Below are 20,846 nucleotides of genomic sequence, written 5' to 3' on the forward strand. Positions count from 1 at the left end.
GGAGGCGGACGTAGATCTCCCGCCCTCCGACATCGAGTTGGTCGAGCGCATGCGCGCCGGTCAGGACGACGCGTACGAGGAGCTCTACCGGCGGCGCAGCCCCGAGGGGCCGCACACCGCCGAGCTGATCGAGCGCGCGATCCGGGTCAAGGCCGAGGTCGTCTCCTCCGACCTCAAGGAATCGGGCCTGCGCGAGATCCTCAACTACGGGCACACCCTCGCCCACGCGATCGAGAAGAACGAGCGCTACAACTGGCGGCACGGCGCGGCCGTCGCCGTCGGCATGGTCTTCGCCGCCGAGCTCGGCCGGATCGCCGGCCGGCTCGACGACGCCACCGCCGACCGGCACCGCGCGATCCTCACCTCCGTGGGCCTGCCCGTCACCTACCGCGGCGACCAGTGGCCCAAGCTGCTGGAGACCATGAAGGTCGACAAGAAGACCCGCGGCGACCGGCTGCGCTTCATCGTCCTCGACGGCCTCGCCAAGCCGACCGTCATGGAGGGCCCGGACCCGGCGTTGCTGCTGGCCGCACACGCGGAGATCGCGGCATGAGCGGCCGGATGAGCGCCGGGCAGAAGGTCCTCGTCCTGAACGGGCCCAACCTCGGGCGGCTCGGTTCCCGCGAGCCGGACGTCTACGGCTCGACCTCCTACCAGGGGCTCGTCGCCGAGTGCGCCCGGCTGGGGGAGGAGCTCGGCTTCGCCGTCGAGGTGCGGGAGACCAACGACGAGGGCGAGCTGATCCGCTGGCTGCACGAGGCCGCCGACGGCAAGCTCCCCGTCGTCATCAACCCCGGCGCCTTCACGCACTACTCGTACGCGATGCGCGACGCCGCCGCCCAGCGGACCGCGCCGCTGATCGAGGTGCACATCTCCAACCCCTACGCGCGAGAGGAGTTCCGGCACACCTCCGTCATCGCGGCGGTCGCCAGCGGAACCGTCGCCGGGTTCGGGATCGGCTCGTACCGGCTGGCCCTGCGGGCGCTGGCCGAGGAACTGGCGGGCTGAGCCCGCCGTTCCCCCTGCGTGGGGGCGGCTACCCTCCGGTACCCTCCCCGACGGGCCGCTCACGGCCCGTCAGACGCATTCGAGGAGACGGAGTACCACCGGATGCAGCACCCAGGGGGCCCGCAGCTGCCGCCCGCTCATCCCCCGATGCCCCCCGTGCCCCCGCCGGGGGGCGTCGCCGCGCAGACCGCCGCCGTCGCGGTGCTGCTCATCGGCCCGGCCGGGGCCGGCAAGACCAGTGCCGCCCGGTACTGGGCCGACCACCGGGCCGTGCCCACCGCGCACGTCAGCCTCGACGACGTCCGCGAGTGGGTGCGGTCCGGCTTCGCCGACCCGCGGTCCGGGTGGAACGACCATTCCGAGGCGCAGTACCGGCTCGCGCGCCGCACCTGCGGCTTCGCCGCCCGCAACTTCCTCGCCAACGGCATCTCCTGCATCATCGACGACGCCGTCTTCCCCGACCGGCCCGTGGTCGGGCTCGGCGGCTGGAAGCGGCACGTCGGCCCCGGGCTGCTGCCGGTGGTGCTGCTGCCCGGCCTGGAGGTCGTCCTGGAACGCAACGCCGAGCGCACCGGGAACCGCCGGCTCGGCGACGAGGAGGTCGCCCGCATCCACGGCCGCATGGCCGGCTGGTACGGCTCGGGGCTGCCGATCATCGACAACTCCCAGCTCGACGTCGCCACCACGGCCGGGCTGATCGACCAGGCCGTCACCCGCGCGCTGGCCGCCGCGGCCCCCGCTCCGGCCGGCTGGTAGCGGCCGCCCGGTCGGACGCGCTGGAACAGCCGGTTCCGTCCGCCGAACGTACGCTCGGAACCATGTCCGAGGTGTACGCGGCCCGTCGCGCGCAGCTGCGCGAGCGATGCGAGGCGAACGGCAGCGAGGCGGCCCTGGTCTGCGGCGAGGCCAATGCGCGGTACCTGGCGGGCGGCGCACCCGCCGGCTCCGTGCTGCTCGTCGGGCCGAAGGAGGACCTGCTGGTCTGTGTCAGCGATCCGTTCGCCGACGCCGCGCTCGACCGGCCCGCCGACGACCTGCGGGTCATGGTCCTGCCGCACGCCGAGGGCGATCCGGCCGTGGCCGCCGCCGAACGGGCGGTGGCCGCCGGTGCCGGGTCGATCGCGGTCGAGGAACACCATCTGACCGTCGCCCGGCACCGCGCCGTGCGCTCCGTCGCGCCCCGGATGCGGCTGCACGACCTCGGGACGGCCGTCGAACAGCAGCGGGTCGTCAAGGACGACGAGGAGATCTCCTGGCTGCGGATCTCCGCCGAGATCGCCGACCAGGCCCTGGGCGAGCTGCTCGAATCGATACTGGTCGGCCGCACCGAACGCCATCTGGCGCTGGAACTGGAGCGCCGGCTGGTCGATCACGGCGCGGCCGGCCCCGCCTTCCCCACCTCCGTGGGCACCGGACCGAACTCGGGACGCGCCGGGCACGTGCCGAGCGACCGGCGGGTCGAGGAGGGCGACTTCCTGAGCGTCTGCCTGGGCGCCGACTATCGTGGATACCGCAGCGAGATCGCGCGGACGTTCGTGATCGGCACCTCACCGGCGGACTGGCAGATCGAGCTGTACGAGCAGGTGTTCGCCGCCCAGCGGGCGGGCCGCGAGGCGCTCGCCCCCGGCCGGTCCTACCGCGATGTGGACCGCGCGGCCCGCGTGGTGCTCGAAGCGGCAGGCCACGGCGAACGGCTCGGACCACGCATGGGACACGGCGTGGGACTCGAAAACGACGAGGACCCTCGGCTGGCGCCCTCGGCCATGGGTAAACTGGACGCTTGCGTGCCGGTCACCGTAGATCCGGGAGTACACCTCCCGGGGCGGGGCGGCGTCCGGATCGATGACACGCTCGTCGTCCGCCCCGAGGCGGACGGCGGACCCGAGCTACTCACCATCACGACCAAAGAGCTGCTCGCGCTCTAGCCGGCGCATCGCACTTTCTGGTTCCACCAGTCGCAGTCCAGGAGATTCCGCAACCGTGGCATCCACGAACGACCTCAAGAACGGCATGGTGCTCAAGCTCGAAGGCGGCCAGCTCTGGTCCGTCGTCGAGTTCCAGCACGTCAAGCCCGGCAAGGGCCCCGCCTTCGTCCGTACGAAGCTGAAGAACGTGCTCTCCGGCAAGGTGGTCGACAAGACCTTCAACGCCGGCGTGAAGGTCGAGACCGCCACCATCGACCGCCGCGACATGCAGTTCTCCTACATGGACGGCGAGTACTTCGTGTTCATGGACATGGAGACCTACGACCAGCTGCACATCGACCGCAAGGCTGTCGGTGACGCCGCCAACTTCCTCATCGAGGGCTTCACGGCGACCGTCGCGCAGCACGAGGGCTCGGTGCTCTACGTCGAGCTGCCGGCCGCCGTCGAGCTCACCATCAAGCACACCGAGCCGGGCGTCCAGGGCGACCGCTCCACCGGCGGCTCCAAGCCCGCCACGCTGGAGACCGACTTCGAGATCCAGGTCCCGCTCTTCATCACCACGGGTGAGAAGATCAAGGTCGACACCCGTACCGGCGATTACCTCGGTCGGGTGAACAGCTAACCGTGGCCGCCCGTAGCAAGGCCCGCAAGCGCGCCTTCCAGATCCTCTTCGAGGCCGACCAGCGCGGCGCCGCCGTGCGCGAGGTGCTCGCGGACTGGATCCGCCACGCCCGGTCCGACGACCGGCAGCCGCCGGTCAACGAGTACACGATGCAGCTGGTCGAGGGCTACGCCGAGCGCGCGGCCCGGATCGACGAGCTGATCGGCACCTATGCGGTCGACTGGGCACTGGACCGGATGCCCGCCGCGGACCGCAGCATCCTCCGGCTCGGCGCGTACGAGCTGATCTGGGAGGACGGCACGCCGGACGCGGTGGCGATCGACGAGGCGGTGCAGCTCGCCAAGGAGTTCTCCACCGACGACTCGCCGGCCTTCGTCAACGGCCTCCTGGGCCGTTTCAAGGAGCTCAAGCCGAGCCTGCGGCGTTAGCCGGACGCCGAACCGCCGAGGGGCGGGGAATCCATGAAGGATTCCCCGCCCCTCGGCGGTTGGTCGGCCGTTGAACGCTCAGGCGTCCTCGTGCTGGACGGCGCGGCGGGCGTCCGCGTCGAGCACACCCCAGCTGATCAGCTGCTCGGTGAGCACCGAGGGCGACTGGTCGTAGATCACGGCGAGGGTGCGCAGATCGTCCTGGCGGATCGAGAGCACCTTGCCGTTGTAGTCGCCGCGCTGGCTCTGGATGGTCGCCGCGTAACGCTGGAGCGGGCCCGCCTTCTCGGCCGGGACGTGGGCGAGGCGCTCCAGGTCCAGGACCAGCTTCGGCGGGGGCTCCGCGGCGCCGCCGGGCGTGGTGCCGGGCAGCAGCTCCTGCACGGGCACGCCGTAGAAATCGGCCAGCTCGGCCAGGCGCTGTACGGTCACGGCACGGTCGCCGCGCTCGTACGAGCCCACCACGACGGCCTTCCAGCGACCCTGGGACTTCTCCTCGACGCCATGGAGGGAGAGGCCCTGCTGGGTGCGGATGGCGCGGAGCTTGGCCCCGAGCTGTTTGGCGTATTCGCTGGACATAAAGCTCCCCGGACGCTGTATCGACGTGCGGCGGCGTCTCCTGCGACTGCCGCGTGTCTGGTAACTCACTGTGAGGTTACGCAGCGTAATCTGGCTTCGTCAAGCCGAATGGTCCACGGCATCGGCCGTCAGAGGGCCGGTCAATGAGTTCACCGCCGGTGCTGGTACGGTGAATGGGTAAATCCGACGTCCTTTAATGTCCGTCCCGTGAGGCGGAGAAGGAGGTCCGTTTCGTATGGACGCAATTCCCGCGCGTCCCGTGCTCGAAGCACCGGACATCGCCCGGGTCCTCACCCGTATCGCCCACGAGATCGTCGAACGCGCCAAGGGCGCCGACGACGTGGTGCTCCTCGGCATCCCCACCCGCGGCGTCTTTCTCGCCCGCCGGCTGGCCGCCAAGCTGGAGGAGATCACCGGCCGCGCGATGCCGGTCGGCTCCCTCGACATCACCATGTACCGCGACGACCTGCGGCTGCGCCCTGCCCGCACGCTCGCCCGCACCGAGATCCCCGGTGAGGGGATCGACGGCCGGCTGGTGATCCTCGTCGACGACGTGCTCTTCTCCGGCCGCAGTGTCCGTGCCGCGCTCGACGCGCTCAACGACATCGGCCGCCCGCGCGCCGTCCAGCTCGCCGTCCTGGTCGACCGCGGCCACCGCGAGCTTCCGATCCGCGCCGACTACGTCGGCAAGAACCTCCCCACGTCGTTGCGGGAGGCGGTCAAGGTCCAGCTCACCGAGGAGGACGGACGCGACAGCGTGCTCCTCGGCGTGCCCGAGACCGTCGCGGCCGACGCGCAGTAGCGGTTCCCCGCGGACCCGGTGATCCCGGGGCCGTGCCGCCGCATGCCCGCCCGCACCCCCGCAAACCTCCCCAACCACGGAGCTTCCGGATGCAGCGCCATCTCATCTCGGCCGCCGACCTCACGCGCGACGACGCCGTCCTGATCCTCGACACCGCCGAGGAAATGGGCCGGGTCGCCGACCGCCCGATCAAGAAACTGCCGACCCTGCGCGGCCGCACCGTCGTCAACCTCTTCTTCGAGGACTCGACGCGGACGCGGATCTCCTTCGAGGCCGCCGCCAAGCGGCTCTCCGCCGACGTCATCAACTTCTCCGCCAAGGGCTCCTCGGTCTCCAAGGGCGAGTCGCTCAAGGACACCGCCCTGACCCTGGAGGCGATGGGCGCCGACGCCGTCGTCATCCGCCACCACGACTCCGGCGCCCCGCACCGGCTCGCCACCTCGGGCTGGATCGGCGGCTCGGTCGTCAACGCCGGCGACGGCACCCACGAGCACCCCACCCAGGCCCTGCTGGACGCCTTCACCATGCGCCGCCGCCTGGTCGGCCCCGACGCCGGGATAGGGCGTGACCTGGCCGGCCGCCGGATCACGATCGTCGGCGACATCCTGCACAGCCGCGTCGCCCGCTCCAACGTCCACCTGCTGCACACCCTCGGTGCCGAGGTGACCCTGGTCGCCCCGCCCACCCTGGTGCCCATCGGCGTCGGGACCTGGCCCTGCGAGGTCTCCTACGACCTGGACGCGGTGCTGCCGAAGTCCGACGCCGTGATGATGCTGCGCGTCCAGCGCGAGCGCATGAACGCCGCCTTCTTCCCCACCGAGCGCGAGTACGCCCGCCGCTACGGGCTGGACGCCGACCGCATGGCGCGGATGCCCGAGGACGCCATCGTCATGCACCCCGGCCCGATGAACCGGGGCATGGAGATCACCGCCGAGGTCGCCGACTCGCCGCGCTGCACCGCCGTCGAGCAGGTCGCCAACGGAGTCTCCATCCGCATGGCCGTGCTGTACCTGCTGCTGGGCGGCTCCGAGCCGGCCGTCACCACGAACAACCGCACCGAGGAGAACAAGTAATGTCCAAGATCCTGATCCGCGGTGCGAAGATTCTCGGCGGCGAGCCGCAGGACGTGCTCATCGACGGCGAGACCATCGCCGAGGTGGGCACCGGCCTGGCCGCGCCCGAGGGTGCCGAGGTGATCGAGGCCGACGGCAAGCTCCTGCTGCCCGGCCTGGTCGACCTGCACACCCATCTGCGCGAGCCCGGCCGCGAGGACTCCGAGACCGTCCTGACCGGCACCCGCGCCGCCGCGTCCGGCGGCTACACCGCCGTCTTCGCCATGGCCAACACCTTCCCCGTCGCCGACACCGCCGGCGTCGTCGAGCAGGTCTGGCGGCTGGGCAAGGAGCACGGCTACTGCGACGTCCAGCCCATCGGCGCCGTCACCGTGGGCCTCGAGGGCAAGAAGCTCGCCGAGCTCGGCGCCATGCACGACTCCGCCGCCGGGGTGAAGGTCTTCTCCGACGACGGCAAGTGCGTCGACGACGCCGTGATCATGCGCCGGGCGCTGGAGTACGTGAAGGCCTTCGGCGGCGTCGTCGCCCAGCACGCCCAGGAGCCGCGCCTGACCGAGGGCGCCCAGATGAACGAGGGCATCGTCTCCGCGGAGCTGGGCCTCGGCGGCTGGCCCGCCGTCGCCGAGGAGTCGATCATCGCCCGGGACGTCCTGCTCGCCGAGCACGTCGGCTCCCGGGTGCACATCTGCCACCTGTCCACGGCCGGCTCGGTGGAGATCGTCCGCTGGGCCAAGTCGCGCGGCATCGACGTCACCGCCGAGGTCACCCCGCACCACCTGCTCCTGACCGACGAGCTCGTCCGCTCGTACAACCCGGTCTACAAGGTGAACCCGCCGCTGCGCACCGAGCGCGACGTGCTGGCGCTGCGCGAGGCCCTGGCCGACGGGACGATCGACATCGTCGCCACCGACCACGCCCCGCACCCGCACGAGGACAAGGACTGCGAGTGGGGCGCCGCCGCCATGGGCATGGTGGGCCTGGAGACCGCGCTGTCGGTCGTCCAGCACACGATGGTCGACACGGGCCTGCTCGACTGGGCCGCGGTCGCGGACCGCATGTCCTTCCGGCCCGCGGAGATCGGCCGGCTGGCCGGGCACGGCCGTCCGGTCGCCGCCGGTGAGCCCGCCAACCTCACTCTGGTCGACACCGCATACCGTGGTCCCGTGGACCCCGCGGGCTTCGCCTCCCGCAGCCGCAACACCCCCTACGAGGGGATGGAGCTGCCGGGACGCGTCACCCACACCTTCCTGCGGGGCCGGGCAACGGTCGTGGACGGGAACCTCGCGTGACACCTGCACTGATCATTCTGGCGGCCGAGCGAAAGTCGCAGGCCGTCACCGACTGGGCCGCGCGCGTCGGCTGGGTCGTCGGACTCCTGCTCTTCATCGCGCTGCTGTACTGGCTGATGCGCGAGGGCTGGAAGTGGCGCGGCACGCTCCAGGGCGATCTGCCCGAGCTGCCCGCCGTGCCCGACGACCCGGGCGAGCCCCGGCTGACGACGACCGGCCGCTACCACGGCTCCACCACCGCCGGGCAGTGGCTCGACCGCATCGTCGCGCAGGGCCTCGGCACCCGCAGCCGCGCCGAGCTCACCCTGACGGAGCAGGGCGTCGCCGTCGTACGGCCCGGCGCCCGGAGCTTCCTGATCCCCGCCGCCGCCCTGCGCGGCGCGCGACTCGACAAGGGCATCGCGGGCAAGGTCCTCGCCGAGGGCGGGCTGCTCGTGATCACCTGGCAGCACGGCGACAGGACGATCGACTCCGGCTTCCGCTCCGACCGGGCGGCCGAGCACACCGCCTGGGTGGAAGCCCTCACCCACCTGCACGACCAGCACAGCAACGACACGGAAGGCGCGCGATGACGACCTCCACCAGGGGAGCCGACAAGACTCCCGCCGTACTTGTCCTGGAGGACGGCCGCATCTTCCGCGGCCGCGCCTACGGGGCCGTGGGGGAGACCTTCGGCGAGGCCGTGTTCTCCACCGGCATGACCGGCTACCAGGAGACCCTGACCGACCCCTCCTACCACCGCCAGGTGGTCGTGATGACCGCCCCGCACGTCGGCAACACCGGCGTCAACGACGAGGACCCCGAGTCCGCCCGGATCTGGGTCTCCGGCTACGTCGTGCGCGACCCCGCCCGCATCCCGTCGAACTGGCGCTCGCGCCGCACGCTCGACGAGGAGCTGGCCCGCCAGGGCGTCGTCGGTATCTGCGGCATCGACACCCGCGCCCTCACCCGCCACCTGCGCGAGCGCGGCGCCATGCGGGTCGGCGTCTTCTCCGGCGAGGCGATCGCGAGCGACGAGGCCATGCTGGCCAAGGTCCAGGCCGCCCCGCAGATGAAGGGCGCCGACCTCTCCGCCGAGGTCGCCACCAAGGAGACCTACGTCGTCCCCGCGATAGGGGAGAAGCGCTTCACCGTCGCCGCCGTCGACCTCGGCATCAAGGGCATGACCCCGCAGCGGATGGCCGAGCGCGGCATCGAGGTGCACGTGCTGCCCGCGACCGCCACGGTCGAGGACGTCTACGCCGTGAACCCCGACGGCGTGTTCTTCTCCAACGGCCCCGGCGACCCCGCCACCGCCGACCACCCGGTCTCCGTCATGCGCGGCGTCCTGGAGCGGAAGACCCCGCTCTTCGGCATCTGCTTCGGCAACCAGATCCTCGGCCGCGCCCTCGGCTTCGGCACCTACAAGCTGAAGTACGGCCACCGCGGCATCAACCAGCCCGTGCAGGACCGCACGACCGGCAAGGTCGAGGTCACCGCGCACAACCACGGCTTCGCCGTCGACGCCCCGCTCGACGCCGCGACCGACACGCCCTACGGCCGCGTCGAGGTCTCCCACGTGTGCCTCAACGACAACGTGGTCGAGGGTCTCCAGCTGCTCGACCAGCCGGCATTCAGCGTCCAGTACCACCCCGAGGCAGCAGCGGGTCCGCACGACGCGGCGTACCTGTTCGACCGCTTCGTCTCCCTGATGGAGGGCCAGCGTGCCTAAGCGCACCGACATCCAGTCCGTTCTGGTCATCGGCTCCGGCCCGATCGTCATCGGCCAGGCCGCGGAGTTCGACTACTCCGGCACCCAGGCCTGCCGCGTCCTGAAGTCCGAGGGCCTGCGGGTCATCCTCGTGAACTCCAACCCGGCCACGATCATGACCGACCCGGAGATCGCCGACGCCACGTACGTCGAGCCGATCACCCCGGAGTTCGTCGAGAAGATCATCGCCAAGGAGCGCCCCGACGCCCTGCTGCCCACCCTCGGCGGCCAGACCGCGCTCAACACCGCCATCTCCATGCACGAGAACGGTGTGCTGGAGAAGTACGGCGTGGAGCTGATCGGCGCCAACGTCGAGGCGATCCACAAGGGCGAGGACCGCGACCTGTTCAAGGGCGTCGTCGAGGCCGTCAACGCCAAGATCGGCCACGGCGAGTCCGCCCGCTCGGTCATCTGCCACACCATGGACGAGGTCCTCGCGGGCGTCGAGACGCTCGGCGGCTACCCCGTCGTCGTCCGCCCCTCCTTCACCATGGGCGGCGCCGGCTCCGGCTTCGCCCACGACGAGGAGGAGCTGCGCCGCATCGCCGGCCAGGGCCTCACGCTCTCCCCGACCACCGAGGTGCTCCTGGAGGAGTCCATCCTCGGCTGGAAGGAGTACGAGCTGGAGCTCATGCGCGACAAGAACGACAACGTCGTGGTCGTCTGCTCCATCGAGAACTTCGACCCCATGGGCGTGCACACCGGTGACTCCATCACCGTCGCCCCGGCGATGACGCTCACCGACCGCGAGTACCAGATCCTGCGCGACATCGGCATCGCGATCATCCGCGAGGTCGGTGTCGACACCGGCGGCTGCAACATCCAGTTCGCGGTCAACCCCGAGGACGGCCGGGTCATCGTCATCGAGATGAACCCGCGTGTCTCGCGCTCCTCCGCGCTCGCCTCCAAGGCCACCGGCTTCCCGATCGCGAAGATCGCTGCCCGTCTGGCCGTCGGCTACACGCTGGACGAGATCCCCAACGACATCACGGAGAAGACCCCGGCGTCCTTCGAGCCCACGCTCGACTACGTCGTGGTCAAGGCGCCCCGCTTCGCGTTCGAGAAGTTCCCGGCCGCCGACGCCACCCTCACGACGACCATGAAGTCCGTCGGTGAGGCCATGGCCATCGGCCGCAACTTCACCGAGGCCCTGCAGAAGGCCCTGCGCTCGCTGGAGAAGAAGGGCTCGCAGTTCGACTTCGTCAGCCCCACCGGCGACAAGGCCGAACTGCTCGCCAAGGCCGTGCGCCCCACCGACGGCCGGATCAACACCGTCATGGACGCCATCCGCGCCGGGGCCACCCCGGACGAGGTCTTCGAGGCGACGCGGATCGACCCCTGGTTCGTCGACCAGCTCTTCCTGATCCACGAGATCGCCCAGGAGCTCGCCGAAGCCGAGCGCCTGGAGCCGGAGCTGCTCGCCGAGGCCAAGCGCCACGGCTTCTCCGACGCCCAGATCGCCGGCATCCGCGGCCTGCGCGAGGACGTCGTCCGCGAGGTCCGGCACGCCCTCGGCGTCCGCCCGGTCTACAAGACGGTCGACACCTGCGCCGCCGAGTTCGCCGCCAGGACGCCGTACTTCTACTCCTCCTACGACGAGGAGACCGAGGTCGCGCCGCGCGAGAAGCCCGCCGTGATCATCCTCGGCTCCGGCCCCAACCGCATCGGCCAGGGCATCGAGTTCGACTACTCCTGCGTCCACGCCTCCTTCGCGCTCAGCGAGGCGGGCTACGAGACCGTGATGGTCAACTGCAACCCGGAGACCGTCTCCACCGACTACGACACCTCCGACCGGCTCTACTTCGAGCCGCTCACCCTGGAGGACGTCCTGGAGATCGTCCACGCCGAGACCCTCGCCGGCCCCGTCGCGGGCGTCGTCGTCCAGCTCGGCGGCCAGACCCCGCTGGGCCTCGCCCAGGCGCTCAAGGACAACGGCGTGCCGATCGTCGGCACCTCGCCCGAGGCCATCGACCTCGCCGAGGAGCGCGGCGCCTTCGGCCGCGTGCTGACCGAGGCCGGACTGCCCGCGCCCAAGTACGGCACCGCCTTCTCCTTCGAGGAGGCCAAGAAGACCGCCGCCGGGATCGGCTACCCGGTCATGGTCCGCCCGTCCTACGTGCTCGGCGGCCGCGGTATGGAGATCGTCTACGACGAGCCCTCGCTCGCCGCCTACCTGGAGCGGCACGCGGGCCTGATCTCCGAGCACCCGGTCCTCATCGACCGCTTCCTCGACGACGCCATCGAGATCGACGTCGACGCGCTCTACGACGGCCAGGAGCTCTACCTCGGCGGCGTCATGGAGCACATCGAGGAGGCTGGCATCCACTCCGGCGACTCCGCCTGCGCCCTGCCCCCGATCACCCTCGGCGGCTTCGACATCAAGCGCCTGCGCGCCTCCACCGAGGCCATCGCCAAGGGCGTCGGCGTGCGCGGCCTGATCAACATCCAGTTCGCCATGGCCGGGGACATCCTCTACGTCCTGGAGGCCAACCCGCGCGCCTCCCGCACGGTCCCCTTCACCTCCAAGGCGACCGCCGTGCCGCTGGCCAAGGCCGCCGCCCGCATCTCGCTGGGCGCCACCATCGCCGAGCTGCGCGCCGAGGGCATGCTGCCCAAGGAGGGCGACGGCGGCACCCTGCCGATGGACGCCCCGATCTCCGTCAAGGAGGCCGTCATGCCGTGGTCGCGCTTCCGCGACATCCACGGCCGCGGCGTGGACACCGTCCTCGGCCCGGAGATGCGCTCCACCGGCGAGGTCATGGGCATCGACACCGTCTTCGGCACCGCCTACGCCAAGTCGCAGGCCGGCGCCTACGGCGCGCTGCCCACCAAGGGACGCGCGTTCGTCTCCGTCGCCAACCGCGACAAGCGCTCGATGATCTTCCCGGCCCGGGAGCTCGTCGCCCACGGCTTCGAGCTGCTCGCCACCTCCGGCACGGCCGAGGTCCTCAAGCGCAACGGCATCAACGCCACCGTCGTGCGCAAGCAGAGCGAGGGCGAGGGCCCGAACGGCGAGAAGACCATCGTCCAGCTCATCCACGACGGCGAGGTCGACCTCATCGTCAACACCCCCTACGGCACCGGCGGCCGCCTCGACGGCTACGAGATCCGCACCGCCGCCGTCGCCCGCGCGGTGCCCTGCCTGACCACCGTCCAGGCGCTCGCCGCCGCCGTCCAGGGCATTGACGCCCTGACCAGGGGCGAGGTCGGCGTCAGCTCCCTGCAGGAGCACGCGGAGCGGCTCACCGCCGCCCGCGAGGCGTAGGACCGCAGAGGGGGACACCGGAAGGTGTCCCCCTCTCCATGAGCCCCCTCAAGGCCCCCACGCCCCGCTCCCTCGCCCGGAAGGCACCATGTACCGTCTGTTCTTCGACCTGATCTTCAAGCGTATGGATCCCGAGAAGGCCCACCACCTGGCCTTCGCCTGGATCCGCGGCGCGGCCCGCGTACCCGTCCTGCGCACCTTCGTCGCCGCCGTCCTCGCCCCCCGCCACAAGGCCCTGCGCACCGAGGCCCTCGGCCTGCGCATGCACGGCCCCTTCGGACTCGCCGCCGGCTTCGACAAGAACGCCGCCGCGATCGACGGCATGGCCATGCTCGGCTTCGACCACGTCGAGATCGGCACCGTCACCGCCCAGCCGCAGCCCGGCAACCCCAAGAAGCGCCTCTTCCGCCTCGTCGCGGACCGCGCCCTGATCAACCGCATGGGCTTCAACAACGACGGCTCCGCGGCCGTCGCGGAGCGCCTGGCCGACCGGAAGGAGATCTTCCGGACCACCGTCGGCGTCAACATCGGCAAGACCAAGGTCGTCCCCGAGGACGAGGCCGTCGCCGACTACGTCACCTCCACCGAGCGCCTCGCCGCGCACGCCGACTACCTGGTCGTCAACGTCTCCTCCCCGAACACCCCGGGGCTGCGCAACCTCCAGGCCACCGAGGCGCTGCGCCCGCTGCTCACCGCCGTCCGCGAGGCCGCCGACCGCACGGTGACCGACCGCCGCGTGCCGCTGCTCGTCAAGATCGCCCCCGACCTCGCCGACGAGGACGTGGACGCCGTCGCCGATCTCGCCGTCGAGCTCGGCCTGGACGGCATCATCGCCACCAACACCACCATCGCCCGCGACGGCCTGGGCCTCGCGACCCCCCAGCGCACCGTCGAGGCCATCGGCGCCGGCGGTCTGTCCGGCGCCCCGCTCAAGGAGCGCTCGCTGGAGGTCCTGCGCCGGCTCTACGCGCGCGTGGGCGACCGGATCACCCTCGTCGGCGTCGGCGGCGTCACCACCGCCGACGACGTCTGGGAGCGCATCCTGGCCGGCGCCACGCTGGTCCAGGGCTACAGCGCCTTCATCTACGAGGGCCCCTTCTGGTGCCGCAAGCTCCACAACGGCCTGGCCGAACGCCTTGCCGCCAGCCCCTACGCCACCCTCGCCGAGGCCGTCGGCGCCGAGCACCGGAAGGTGACCGCATGACCCACGCCGAGCCCTTCGGCGCACGCCTGCGCCGCGCCATGGACGAGCGCGGCCCCCTCTGCGTGGGCATCGACCCGCACGCCTCCCTGCTCGCCGACTGGGGCCTCGCCGACGACATCGCCGGGCTGGAGCGCTTCGCGCTCACCGTCGTCGAGGCGCTGGCCGAGCGGGTCGCCGTGCTCAAGCCGCAGTCCGCCTTCTTCGAGCGCTTCGGCTCGCGCGGCGTCGCCGTCCTGGAGCGCGCCGTCGCCGAGGCCCGCGCCGCCGGCGCGCTGGTGCTCATGGACGCCAAGCGCGGCGACATCGGCTCCACGATGGCCGCCTACGCCGCGACCTACCTGGACCCGGCCTCGCCGCTGTTCTCGGACGCCGTCACCGTGAGCCCCTACCTCGGCTACGGCTCCCTGCGCCCGGCCCTGGACCTGGCCCGGGAGAGCGGCGCCGGCGTCTTCGTCCTCGCGCTCACCTCCAACCCCGAGGGTGCCGAGGTGCAGCACGCGGTGCGCGCCGACGGCGCGAGCGTCGCCGCGACGATGCTGGACCACCTGCGGGCCGAGAACGCGGGCGCCGAGCCCATGGGCTCGTACGGGGCCGTGGTCGGCGCCACCCTGGGCGGCTCCGCGGCCGCCGCCGGTGTGGATCTGGCCATCAACGGGCCGCTCCTGGCCCCCGGGATCGGTGCCCAGGGCGCCACGGCCGCCGATCTGCCGAAGGTCTTCGGCGCGGCCGTCCGCGACGTCGTGCCGAACGTCAGCCGGGGTGTCCTGCGGCACGGTCCGGACGTCGCCGCCCTGCGACAGAGCGCCGAACGGTTCGCCGACGAGGTGCGGCGGGCCGTGGATCCGGCGGCGGGCTGAGCGGATCCCGGGCTCCCGGGGCGCTGGACAGCGCGGCCTTCGCGTCAAAATTGTTGGACATAATGTCCGGAAAAGTCCTGGTCGAGCGAGTCTGACCAGGACTTTTCGTCTGTTCTCGCTGACTGGAGCGGGATCGGCCGCTAGTCTCCGACGAGAGCGAACGAGCAAGCGCGTTGCTCGTTGCTCCCCAGGTGTGGGCCGACTAGGTTCCTCACCGGTCCTTATCCGACAGTTCGACATCCGAGGTGACGTAGGCGTGGCTCTTCCGCCCCTTACCCCTGAACAGCGCGCAGCCGCGCTCGAAAAGGCCGCCGCGGCTCGCCGGGAGCGCGCCGAGGTCAAGAATCGGCTCAAGCACTCCGGCGCCTCGCTGCACGACGTGATCAAGCAGGGCCAGGAGAACGATGTCATCGGCAAGATGAAGGTGAGCGCCCTCTTGGAGAGCCTTCCCGGTGTGGGCAAGGTCCGTGCCAAGCAGATCATGGAGCGGCTGGGCATCTCCGAGAGCCGCCGCGTGCGCGGTCTCGGATCCAACCAGATCGCCTCCCTTGAGCGTGAATTCGGCGGCAAGGCCGCCTGACGACCCGGCCGACGTTCCCAGGCACTCCCGGGAACCGGGATAATCGCTGCATGAGTACTGCAGTCTCCCGGGGGACAGCCCCCGTCCCCCCGGCCAGACAACCGCGGCTGACCGTGCTCTCCGGCCCCTCCGGGGTCGGCAAGAGCACGGTCGTCGCCCACATGCGCAAGGCCCACCCCGATGTGTGGCTGTCGGTCTCCGCCACCACCCGCAAGCCGCGCCCCGGCGAGCGGGAGGGCGTCCAGTACTTCTTCGTGGACGACGAGGAGTTCGACAAGCTCATCGCCAACGGTGAGCTGCTGGAGTGGGCCGAGTTCGCCGGCAACCGCTACGGAACGCCGCGGCGGGCAGTGCTCGACCGCCTGGAGGCGGGCGAGCCCGTCCTGCTGGAGATCGACCTCCAGGGGGCCCGGCAGGTCCGCGAGGCCATGCCGGAGGCCCAGCTGGTCTTCCTCGCGCCGCCCAGCTGGGACGAGCTGGTCCGCCGGCTCACCGGGCGGGGCACCGAATCGCCCGAGGTGATCGAGCGGCGCCTGGAGGCGGCCAAGACGGAGCTCGCGGCCGAGTCGGAATTCGACACGACCCTGGTCAACACCTCCGTCGAGGACGTCGCGCGTGAACTGCTAGCCTTGCTGCGTTGAACATCTTTCTTCACCCCCCTTCGGAAGGCAGAGAGTGTCCTCTTCCATCACCGCGCCCGAGGGCATCATCAACCCGCCGATTGATGAGCTGCTCGAGGCGACCGACTCGAAGTACAGCCTCGTGATCTACGCCGCCAAGCGCGCGCGCCAGATCAACGCGTACTACTCGCAGCTCGGGGAGGGCCTGCTGGAGTACGTCGGCCCGCTGGTGGACACCCACGTCCACGAGAAGCCGCTCTCCATCGCCCTCCGCGAGATCAACGCGGGCCTGCTGACCTCCGAGGCCGTCGAGGCCCCGGCTCACTGAGCACGCGATATTCGTCACCAGGGCCCGGCAGCGCAGCTGCCGGGCCCTTGGTGTGTAGTGGTGTCGTACGAACGAGAGCGCGCGGGGAGAAGCGAGCGATGGACAAGCCCAGGGTCGTCCTCGGGGTCAGTGGCGGGATCGCCGCCTACAAGGCGTGCGAGCTGCTGCGCCGGCTGACCGAGTCCGGCCACGACGTACGGGTCGTACCGACCGAGTCCGCGCTGCACTTCGTCGGCGAGGCCACCTGGGCGGCGCTCTCCGGGCATCCCGCCGGCACCGAGGTGTGGGAGTCCGTCCACGAGGTGCCGCACGTGCGCATCGGGCAGTCCGCCGACCTCGTCGTCGTCGCCCCCGCCACCGCCGACCTCCTCGCCAAGGCCGCCCACGGCCTCGCCGACGACCTGCTGACCAACACCCTGCTCACGGCCCGCTGCCCGGTGGTCTTCGCGCCCGCCATGCACACCGAGATGTGGGAGCACCCGGCCACCCAGGAGAACGTCGCCACCCTGCGCCGCCGCGGCGCGGTCGTCGTCGAGCCCGCCGTCGGCCGGCTCACCGGCGTCGACACCGGCAAAGGCCGCTTCCCCGACCCCGTCGAGATCTTCGAGCTCTGCCGCCGGGTGCTGGCCCGGGGCGCCGGGGCGCCCGCCGCCGACCTGGCCGGCCGCCACGTCGTCATCAGCGCCGGCGGCACCCGTGAGCCGCTGGACCCGGTGCGCTTCCTGGGGAACCGTTCCTCCGGCAAGCAGGGCTACGCCCTCGCCCGCACCGCCGTCGCGCGCGGCGCCCGCGTCACGCTGGTCGCCGCCAACAGCGAACTGGCCGATCCCGCCGGCGCCGAGGTGATCCATGTCTCCACGGCCGTGCAGCTGCGGGAGGCCGTCCTGAAGGCCGCGGCCGAGGCCGATGCCGTGGTCATGGCCGCCGCCGTCGCCGACTTCCGGCCCGCCCACTACGCCACCGGCAAGATCAAGAAGCGGGACGGGGAGGAGCCGGCCCCGCTGGAGCTGGTGCGCAACCCCGACGTCCTCGCCGAGCTCTCCGCCGCCCGGCCGCGCCCGGGCCAGGTGGTCGTGGGCTTCGCGGCCGAGACCGACGACGTGCTGGCCAACGGCCGCGCCAAGCTCGCCCGCAAGGGCTGCGACCTGCTGGTGGTCAATGAGGTGGGGGAGTCCCGCACCTTCGGCTCCGAGGAGAACGAGGCCGTCGTGCTGGCCGCGGACGGCGGGGAGACCCCGGTTCCGCACGGCCCCAAGGAAGCCCTCGCCGACACCGTCTGGGACCTGGTCGTCCCGCGCCTGACCTGACGGACTTCACCCTGCGCCGAAAGCGGCCGATGTGATGGATGTCGCAGGTCACGCCGCTTGTGGCGCGCGACCCGAGACCCCAAGCCGGAGAAGGCCCGATAAACTGGCATCCGGATTCGCGCCGAGCGCAGCTCTCGGCCGGATCCCTCAATGATCAGCCAGCAGCCGCTGCAACCCCAGGGAGCGATGTGTCCCGCCGCCTGTTCACCTCGGAGTCCGTGACCGAGGGTCACCCCGACAAGATCGCTGACCAGATCAGCGACACCATTCTCGACGCCCTCCTGCGGGAGGACCCGACGTCCCGGGTCGCCGTCGAGACCCTGATCACCACCGGTCTGGTGCACGTCGCCGGCGAGGTGACCACCAAGGCGTACGCGCCGATCGCGCAGCTGGTGCGCGGGAAGATCCTCGAGATCGGCTACGACTCCTCGAAGAAGGGCTTCGACGGCGCGTCCTGCGGCGTCTCGGTCTCCATCGGCTCGCAGTCCCCGGACATCGCGCAGGGCGTCGACTCGGCGTACGAGGCGCGCGTCGAGGGCGACGAGGACGAGCTCGACAAGCAGGGCGCGGGCGACCAGGGCCTGATGTTCGGCTACGCGTGCGACGAGACGCCCGAGCTGATGCCGCTGCCCATCTACCTCGCCCACCGGCTCTCCCGCCGGCTGACCGAGGTCCGCAAGAACGGCACCATCCCCTACCTGCGTCCCGACGGCAAGACCCAGGTCACCATCGAGTACGACGGCAACAAGGCCGTCCGCCTCGACACCGTGGTGGTCTCCTCGCAGCACGCCTCGGACATCGACCTGGACTCGCTGCTGGCACCCGACATCCGCGAGTTCGTCGTCGAGCACGTCCTCAAGCAGCTCGTCGAGGACGGCATCAAGCTGGACACCGACGGCTACCGCCTGCTGGTCAACCCGACCGGCCGCTTCGAGATCGGCGGCCCGATGGGCGACGCCGGCCTCACCGGCCGCAAGATCATCATCGACACCTACGGCGGCATGGCCCGCCACGGTGGCGGCGCCTTCTCCGGCAAGGACCCGTCCAAGGTCGACCGCTCCGCGGCGTACGCGATGCGCTGGGTCGCCAAGAACGTGGTCGCCGCCGGTCTGGCCTCGCGCTGCGAGGTCCAGGTCGCCTACGCGATCGGCAAGGCCGAACCGGTGGGCCTGTTCGTCGAGACCTTCGGCACCAACACGGTCGACACCGACAAGATCGAGAACGCCATCGGCGAGGTCTTCGACCTCCGCCCGGCCGCGATCATCCGCGACCTCGACCTGCTCCGCCCCATCTACGCCCAGACGGCGGCCTACGGCCACTTCGGCCGCGAGCTGCCCGACTTCACGTGGGAGCGCACCGACCGCGTCGACGCCCTGCGCAAGGCGGCGGGCCTGTAGGCCCGCACCTCGTACACACACCGGCCCCCGGCCCGCGCGAGCGGCCCGGGGGCCGGTGCTTTTCGGCCGGTCCGGCCGAAACCCTTGGCTTGCGGGTCCCTCTCGTATAGCGTCACGCACGCCCTCCCGGTGCGCAGGCCGTGGCTCCTCCGGTGGAGCGCGTCCGACGGACGTGCTGTGAAACCCGTGCCGCTGCCGCCGTGATCTCGGGAGGGCCCAAGCGCTCGCGCCCCCCTGTCGCCCTGTTCCGCCGCTGTCGGTGCCCTCTGGTAGGACTTGAAGCGTGAGCAGCGAGAACGGGCGACCGGAGCGGGGTGCGGGGGAGGCCGGGGAGGCCCCCGTGGCGGAGCAGCTCGCGCTGATACGGGAGAGCGTGCGTAAGGCCAAGGTGCCGAAGGCCAAGCCGCGCACCTGGCGGGGGGCGCCGCTGGCGAAGGAGTTGCCGGTGGCGCGGGTGCTCGTGGACAAGGGTCCGGTCCACCTCGACCGGCTCTGGTCCTACGCGGTGCCCGCCGAACTCGACGCCGACGCCCAGCCGGGCACCCGGGTGCGGGTGCGCTTCGGCGCGGGCACGTCGCGGGTGCGCGAGGGCCGCCGTGAGGGCGGCGGGCTGCTCGACGGATACATCATCGAGCGGGTCGCCGAGTCCGACTACCAGGGGCCGCTGGCCGCCATCGCCCAGGTGCTGTCGCCCGAGCCCGTGCTCGGGCCGTCCCTGCTGGGGCTGTGCCGGGCCGTCGCCGACCGGTACGCCGGGTCCCTCGCCGACGTCCTGCAGCTGGCCGTGCCGCCCCGGCACGCCCGCATCGAGGCCGAGCCCTCGCCCGGGCCGATGCCGCGGCCGGCCGCGCCCGCGCCGGGGAGCTGGGCGCGGTATCCGACCGGGCCCGCCTATCTCGACGCCGTCGCCCGGGGCGACGCGCCGCGCGCCGTGTGGACCGCGCTGCCCGGGCCGTACTGGCCCGCCGAGCTCGCCCGCGCGGCCGCCGCCGCGCTCGCCTCCGGGCGCGGCGCGATCGTCGTCGTGCCGGACGGCCGGGACGCCGCCCGGGTCGACGCCGCGCTGACCGAGCTCCTCGGCCAGGGGCTGCATGTGCTGCTGACCGCGGAGCTCGGGCCCGAGGAGCGCTACCGGCGCTGGCTCGCGGTCAACCGGGGCGCCGTGCGGGCCGTGGTCGGCACGCGCGCGGCCATGTTCGCCCCTGTCCGGAACCTCGGCCTCGTGGCGATCTGGGACGACGGCGACTCCAGCCACAGCGACACCAACGCGCCCCAGCCGCACGCCCGCGAGGTGCTGATGCTGCGCGCGGCGCACGAGCGGGCCGCGTTCCTGCTGGGCGGCTTCGGCTGCACGGTCGAGGCGGCCCAGCTCGTGGACACCGGCTGGGCCCTGCCGCTGGCGGCCGACCGGGAGCGGGTGCGGGCCGCGGCCCCCCGGGTGCGGACGGTCGTGGAGAGCGACGAGGCGCGGGACGCCGCCGCGCGGGCGGCCCGGCTGCCGACGGTCGCCTGGGAGGTCGCCCGGGAGGGCCTCAAGCACGGGCCGGTGCTGGTGCAGGTGCCCCGCCGGGGCTACGCGCCGCGGCTGTCCTGTGAGCGCTGCCGCGAGCCCGCGCGGTGCGCGCACTGCGCGGGGCCGCTGGAGGCGCGCGACGGTGACGGCGCGCTGCACTGCGGCTGGTGCGGGCTGGAGGCGCGGGACTGGCACTGCGCCGAGTGCGGCGGCTTCCGGCTGCGCGCCCGCGTCGTGGGTGCCCAGCGCACGGCCGAGGAGCTCGGGCGGGCGCACCCGCACGGGCGAGCTGGACTTCA

Annotated in this window: 20 protein-coding genes and 1 pseudogene; 20 read left to right on the forward strand and 1 reads right to left on the reverse strand. The window is 71.9% G+C overall.

All coding sequences use genetic code 11. The features are described from left to right. The 6 genes and pseudogenes from AB0K09_RS11895 to nusB all read left to right on the forward strand — a co-directional run. Positions 1–553 (forward strand): annotated as a pseudogene (locus AB0K09_RS11895) (3-dehydroquinate synthase); the annotation flags it as partial. After that, a complete protein-coding gene (gene aroQ, locus AB0K09_RS11900) occupies positions 550–1,008 on the forward strand; it encodes a type II 3-dehydroquinate dehydratase (protein WP_366065189.1) in 459 nt (152 codons plus the stop codon). The pseudogene AB0K09_RS11895 and the gene aroQ, both read left to right, overlap by 4 nt. Before the next feature lie 18 nt (positions 1,009–1,026). After that, entirely contained in the window at positions 1,027–1,764 is a 738-nt protein-coding gene (locus tag AB0K09_RS11905; protein ID WP_366065190.1) for an AAA family ATPase, read from the forward strand. A 62-nt stretch (positions 1,765–1,826) separates the two neighbouring features. Further along, positions 1,827–2,933 carry an aminopeptidase P family protein gene (locus AB0K09_RS11910; RefSeq protein ID WP_366065191.1) on the forward strand — a complete coding sequence of 369 codons (1,107 nt, stop codon included), beginning with the start codon at positions 1,827–1,829 and terminating at the stop codon, positions 2,931–2,933. A gap of 55 nt (positions 2,934–2,988) precedes the next feature. Then, on the forward strand, positions 2,989–3,555 hold the full coding sequence (efp, locus tag AB0K09_RS11915; protein ID WP_366065192.1) for an elongation factor P: 567 nt from the start codon (positions 2,989–2,991) through the stop codon (positions 3,553–3,555). Positions 3,556–3,557: 2 nt separating this feature from the next. Continuing rightward, entirely contained in the window at positions 3,558–3,983 is a 426-nt protein-coding gene (nusB, locus tag AB0K09_RS11920; RefSeq protein ID WP_366065193.1) for a transcription antitermination factor NusB, read from the forward strand. Between the two features lie 78 nt (positions 3,984–4,061). Here nusB and bldD read toward each other — a convergent pair whose 3' ends face one another. Then, entirely contained in the window at positions 4,062–4,562 is a 501-nt protein-coding gene (bldD, locus tag AB0K09_RS11925) for a transcriptional regulator BldD (RefSeq protein ID WP_004948690.1), read from the reverse strand. A gap of 235 nt (positions 4,563–4,797) precedes the next feature. Between bldD and pyrR the strand changes: the two genes are divergently transcribed. From pyrR to AB0K09_RS11995, 14 genes are all read left to right on the forward strand, one after another. Beyond that, positions 4,798–5,364 (forward strand): bifunctional pyr operon transcriptional regulator/uracil phosphoribosyltransferase PyrR, encoded by a 567-nt coding sequence (gene pyrR, locus AB0K09_RS11930; RefSeq protein WP_366065194.1) that lies wholly within the window; start codon positions 4,798–4,800, stop codon positions 5,362–5,364. Positions 5,365–5,453: 89 nt separating this feature from the next. Then, positions 5,454–6,437, forward strand: coding sequence for an aspartate carbamoyltransferase catalytic subunit (locus tag AB0K09_RS11935; protein ID WP_366065195.1), 984 nt, complete (start codon positions 5,454–5,456; stop codon positions 6,435–6,437). Next, positions 6,437–7,726 (forward strand): dihydroorotase, encoded by a 1,290-nt coding sequence (locus AB0K09_RS11940; protein ID WP_366065196.1) that lies wholly within the window; start codon positions 6,437–6,439, stop codon positions 7,724–7,726. Before AB0K09_RS11935 ends, AB0K09_RS11940 begins: the two co-directional genes overlap by 1 nt. Beyond that, positions 7,723–8,298, forward strand: coding sequence for a hypothetical protein (locus AB0K09_RS11945; protein WP_366065197.1), 576 nt, complete (start codon positions 7,723–7,725; stop codon positions 8,296–8,298). Before AB0K09_RS11940 ends, AB0K09_RS11945 begins: the two co-directional genes overlap by 4 nt. Then, positions 8,295–9,437 carry a glutamine-hydrolyzing carbamoyl-phosphate synthase small subunit gene (carA, locus tag AB0K09_RS11950; RefSeq protein ID WP_366065199.1) on the forward strand — a complete coding sequence of 381 codons (1,143 nt, stop codon included), beginning with the start codon at positions 8,295–8,297 and terminating at the stop codon, positions 9,435–9,437. Before AB0K09_RS11945 ends, carA begins: the two co-directional genes overlap by 4 nt. Further along, the gene (gene carB, locus AB0K09_RS11955; RefSeq protein WP_366065201.1) at positions 9,430–12,741 is read left to right on the forward strand and encodes a carbamoyl-phosphate synthase large subunit; all 3,312 of its coding nucleotides are present in this window, start codon (positions 9,430–9,432) and stop codon (positions 12,739–12,741) included. The genes carA and carB overlap by 8 nt, the downstream gene beginning before the upstream one ends. Positions 12,742–12,829: 88 nt before the next feature. Further along, positions 12,830–13,945 carry a quinone-dependent dihydroorotate dehydrogenase gene (locus AB0K09_RS11960; RefSeq protein ID WP_366065202.1) on the forward strand — a complete coding sequence of 372 codons (1,116 nt, stop codon included), beginning with the start codon at positions 12,830–12,832 and terminating at the stop codon, positions 13,943–13,945. After that, positions 13,942–14,802 carry an orotidine-5'-phosphate decarboxylase gene (gene pyrF, locus AB0K09_RS11965; RefSeq protein WP_366065203.1) on the forward strand — a complete coding sequence of 287 codons (861 nt, stop codon included), beginning with the start codon at positions 13,942–13,944 and terminating at the stop codon, positions 14,800–14,802. The genes AB0K09_RS11960 and pyrF overlap by 4 nt, the downstream gene beginning before the upstream one ends. Before the next feature lie 256 nt (positions 14,803–15,058). After that, a complete protein-coding gene (locus AB0K09_RS11970) occupies positions 15,059–15,382 on the forward strand; it encodes an integration host factor (protein WP_030355512.1) in 324 nt (107 codons plus the stop codon). Positions 15,383–15,432: 50 nt separating this feature from the next. Beyond that, positions 15,433–16,023: a guanylate kinase gene (gene gmk / locus AB0K09_RS11975; RefSeq protein WP_366065204.1), complete on the forward strand. Its 591-nt coding sequence runs from the start codon at positions 15,433–15,435 to the stop codon at positions 16,021–16,023. 34 nt (positions 16,024–16,057) lie between these two features. Then, positions 16,058–16,330 (forward strand): DNA-directed RNA polymerase subunit omega, encoded by a 273-nt coding sequence (gene rpoZ, locus AB0K09_RS11980; protein WP_366065205.1) that lies wholly within the window; start codon positions 16,058–16,060, stop codon positions 16,328–16,330. Between the two features lie 98 nt (positions 16,331–16,428). After that, entirely contained in the window at positions 16,429–17,637 is a 1,209-nt protein-coding gene (gene coaBC / locus AB0K09_RS11985; RefSeq protein ID WP_366065206.1) for a bifunctional phosphopantothenoylcysteine decarboxylase/phosphopantothenate--cysteine ligase CoaBC, read from the forward strand. Positions 17,638–17,825: 188 nt separating this feature from the next. Beyond that, the gene (gene metK / locus AB0K09_RS11990; RefSeq protein WP_366065207.1) at positions 17,826–19,034 is read left to right on the forward strand and encodes a methionine adenosyltransferase; all 1,209 of its coding nucleotides are present in this window, start codon (positions 17,826–17,828) and stop codon (positions 19,032–19,034) included. A gap of 283 nt (positions 19,035–19,317) precedes the next feature. Continuing rightward, positions 19,318–20,846: primosome assembly protein PriA (locus tag AB0K09_RS11995; protein WP_366065208.1), on the forward strand; the 1,529-nt coding region annotated here is incomplete at its 3' end.

Source organism: Streptomyces sp. NPDC049577, from assembly GCF_040675635.1.
Lineage (GTDB): Bacteria > Actinomycetota > Actinomycetes > Streptomycetales > Streptomycetaceae > Streptomyces.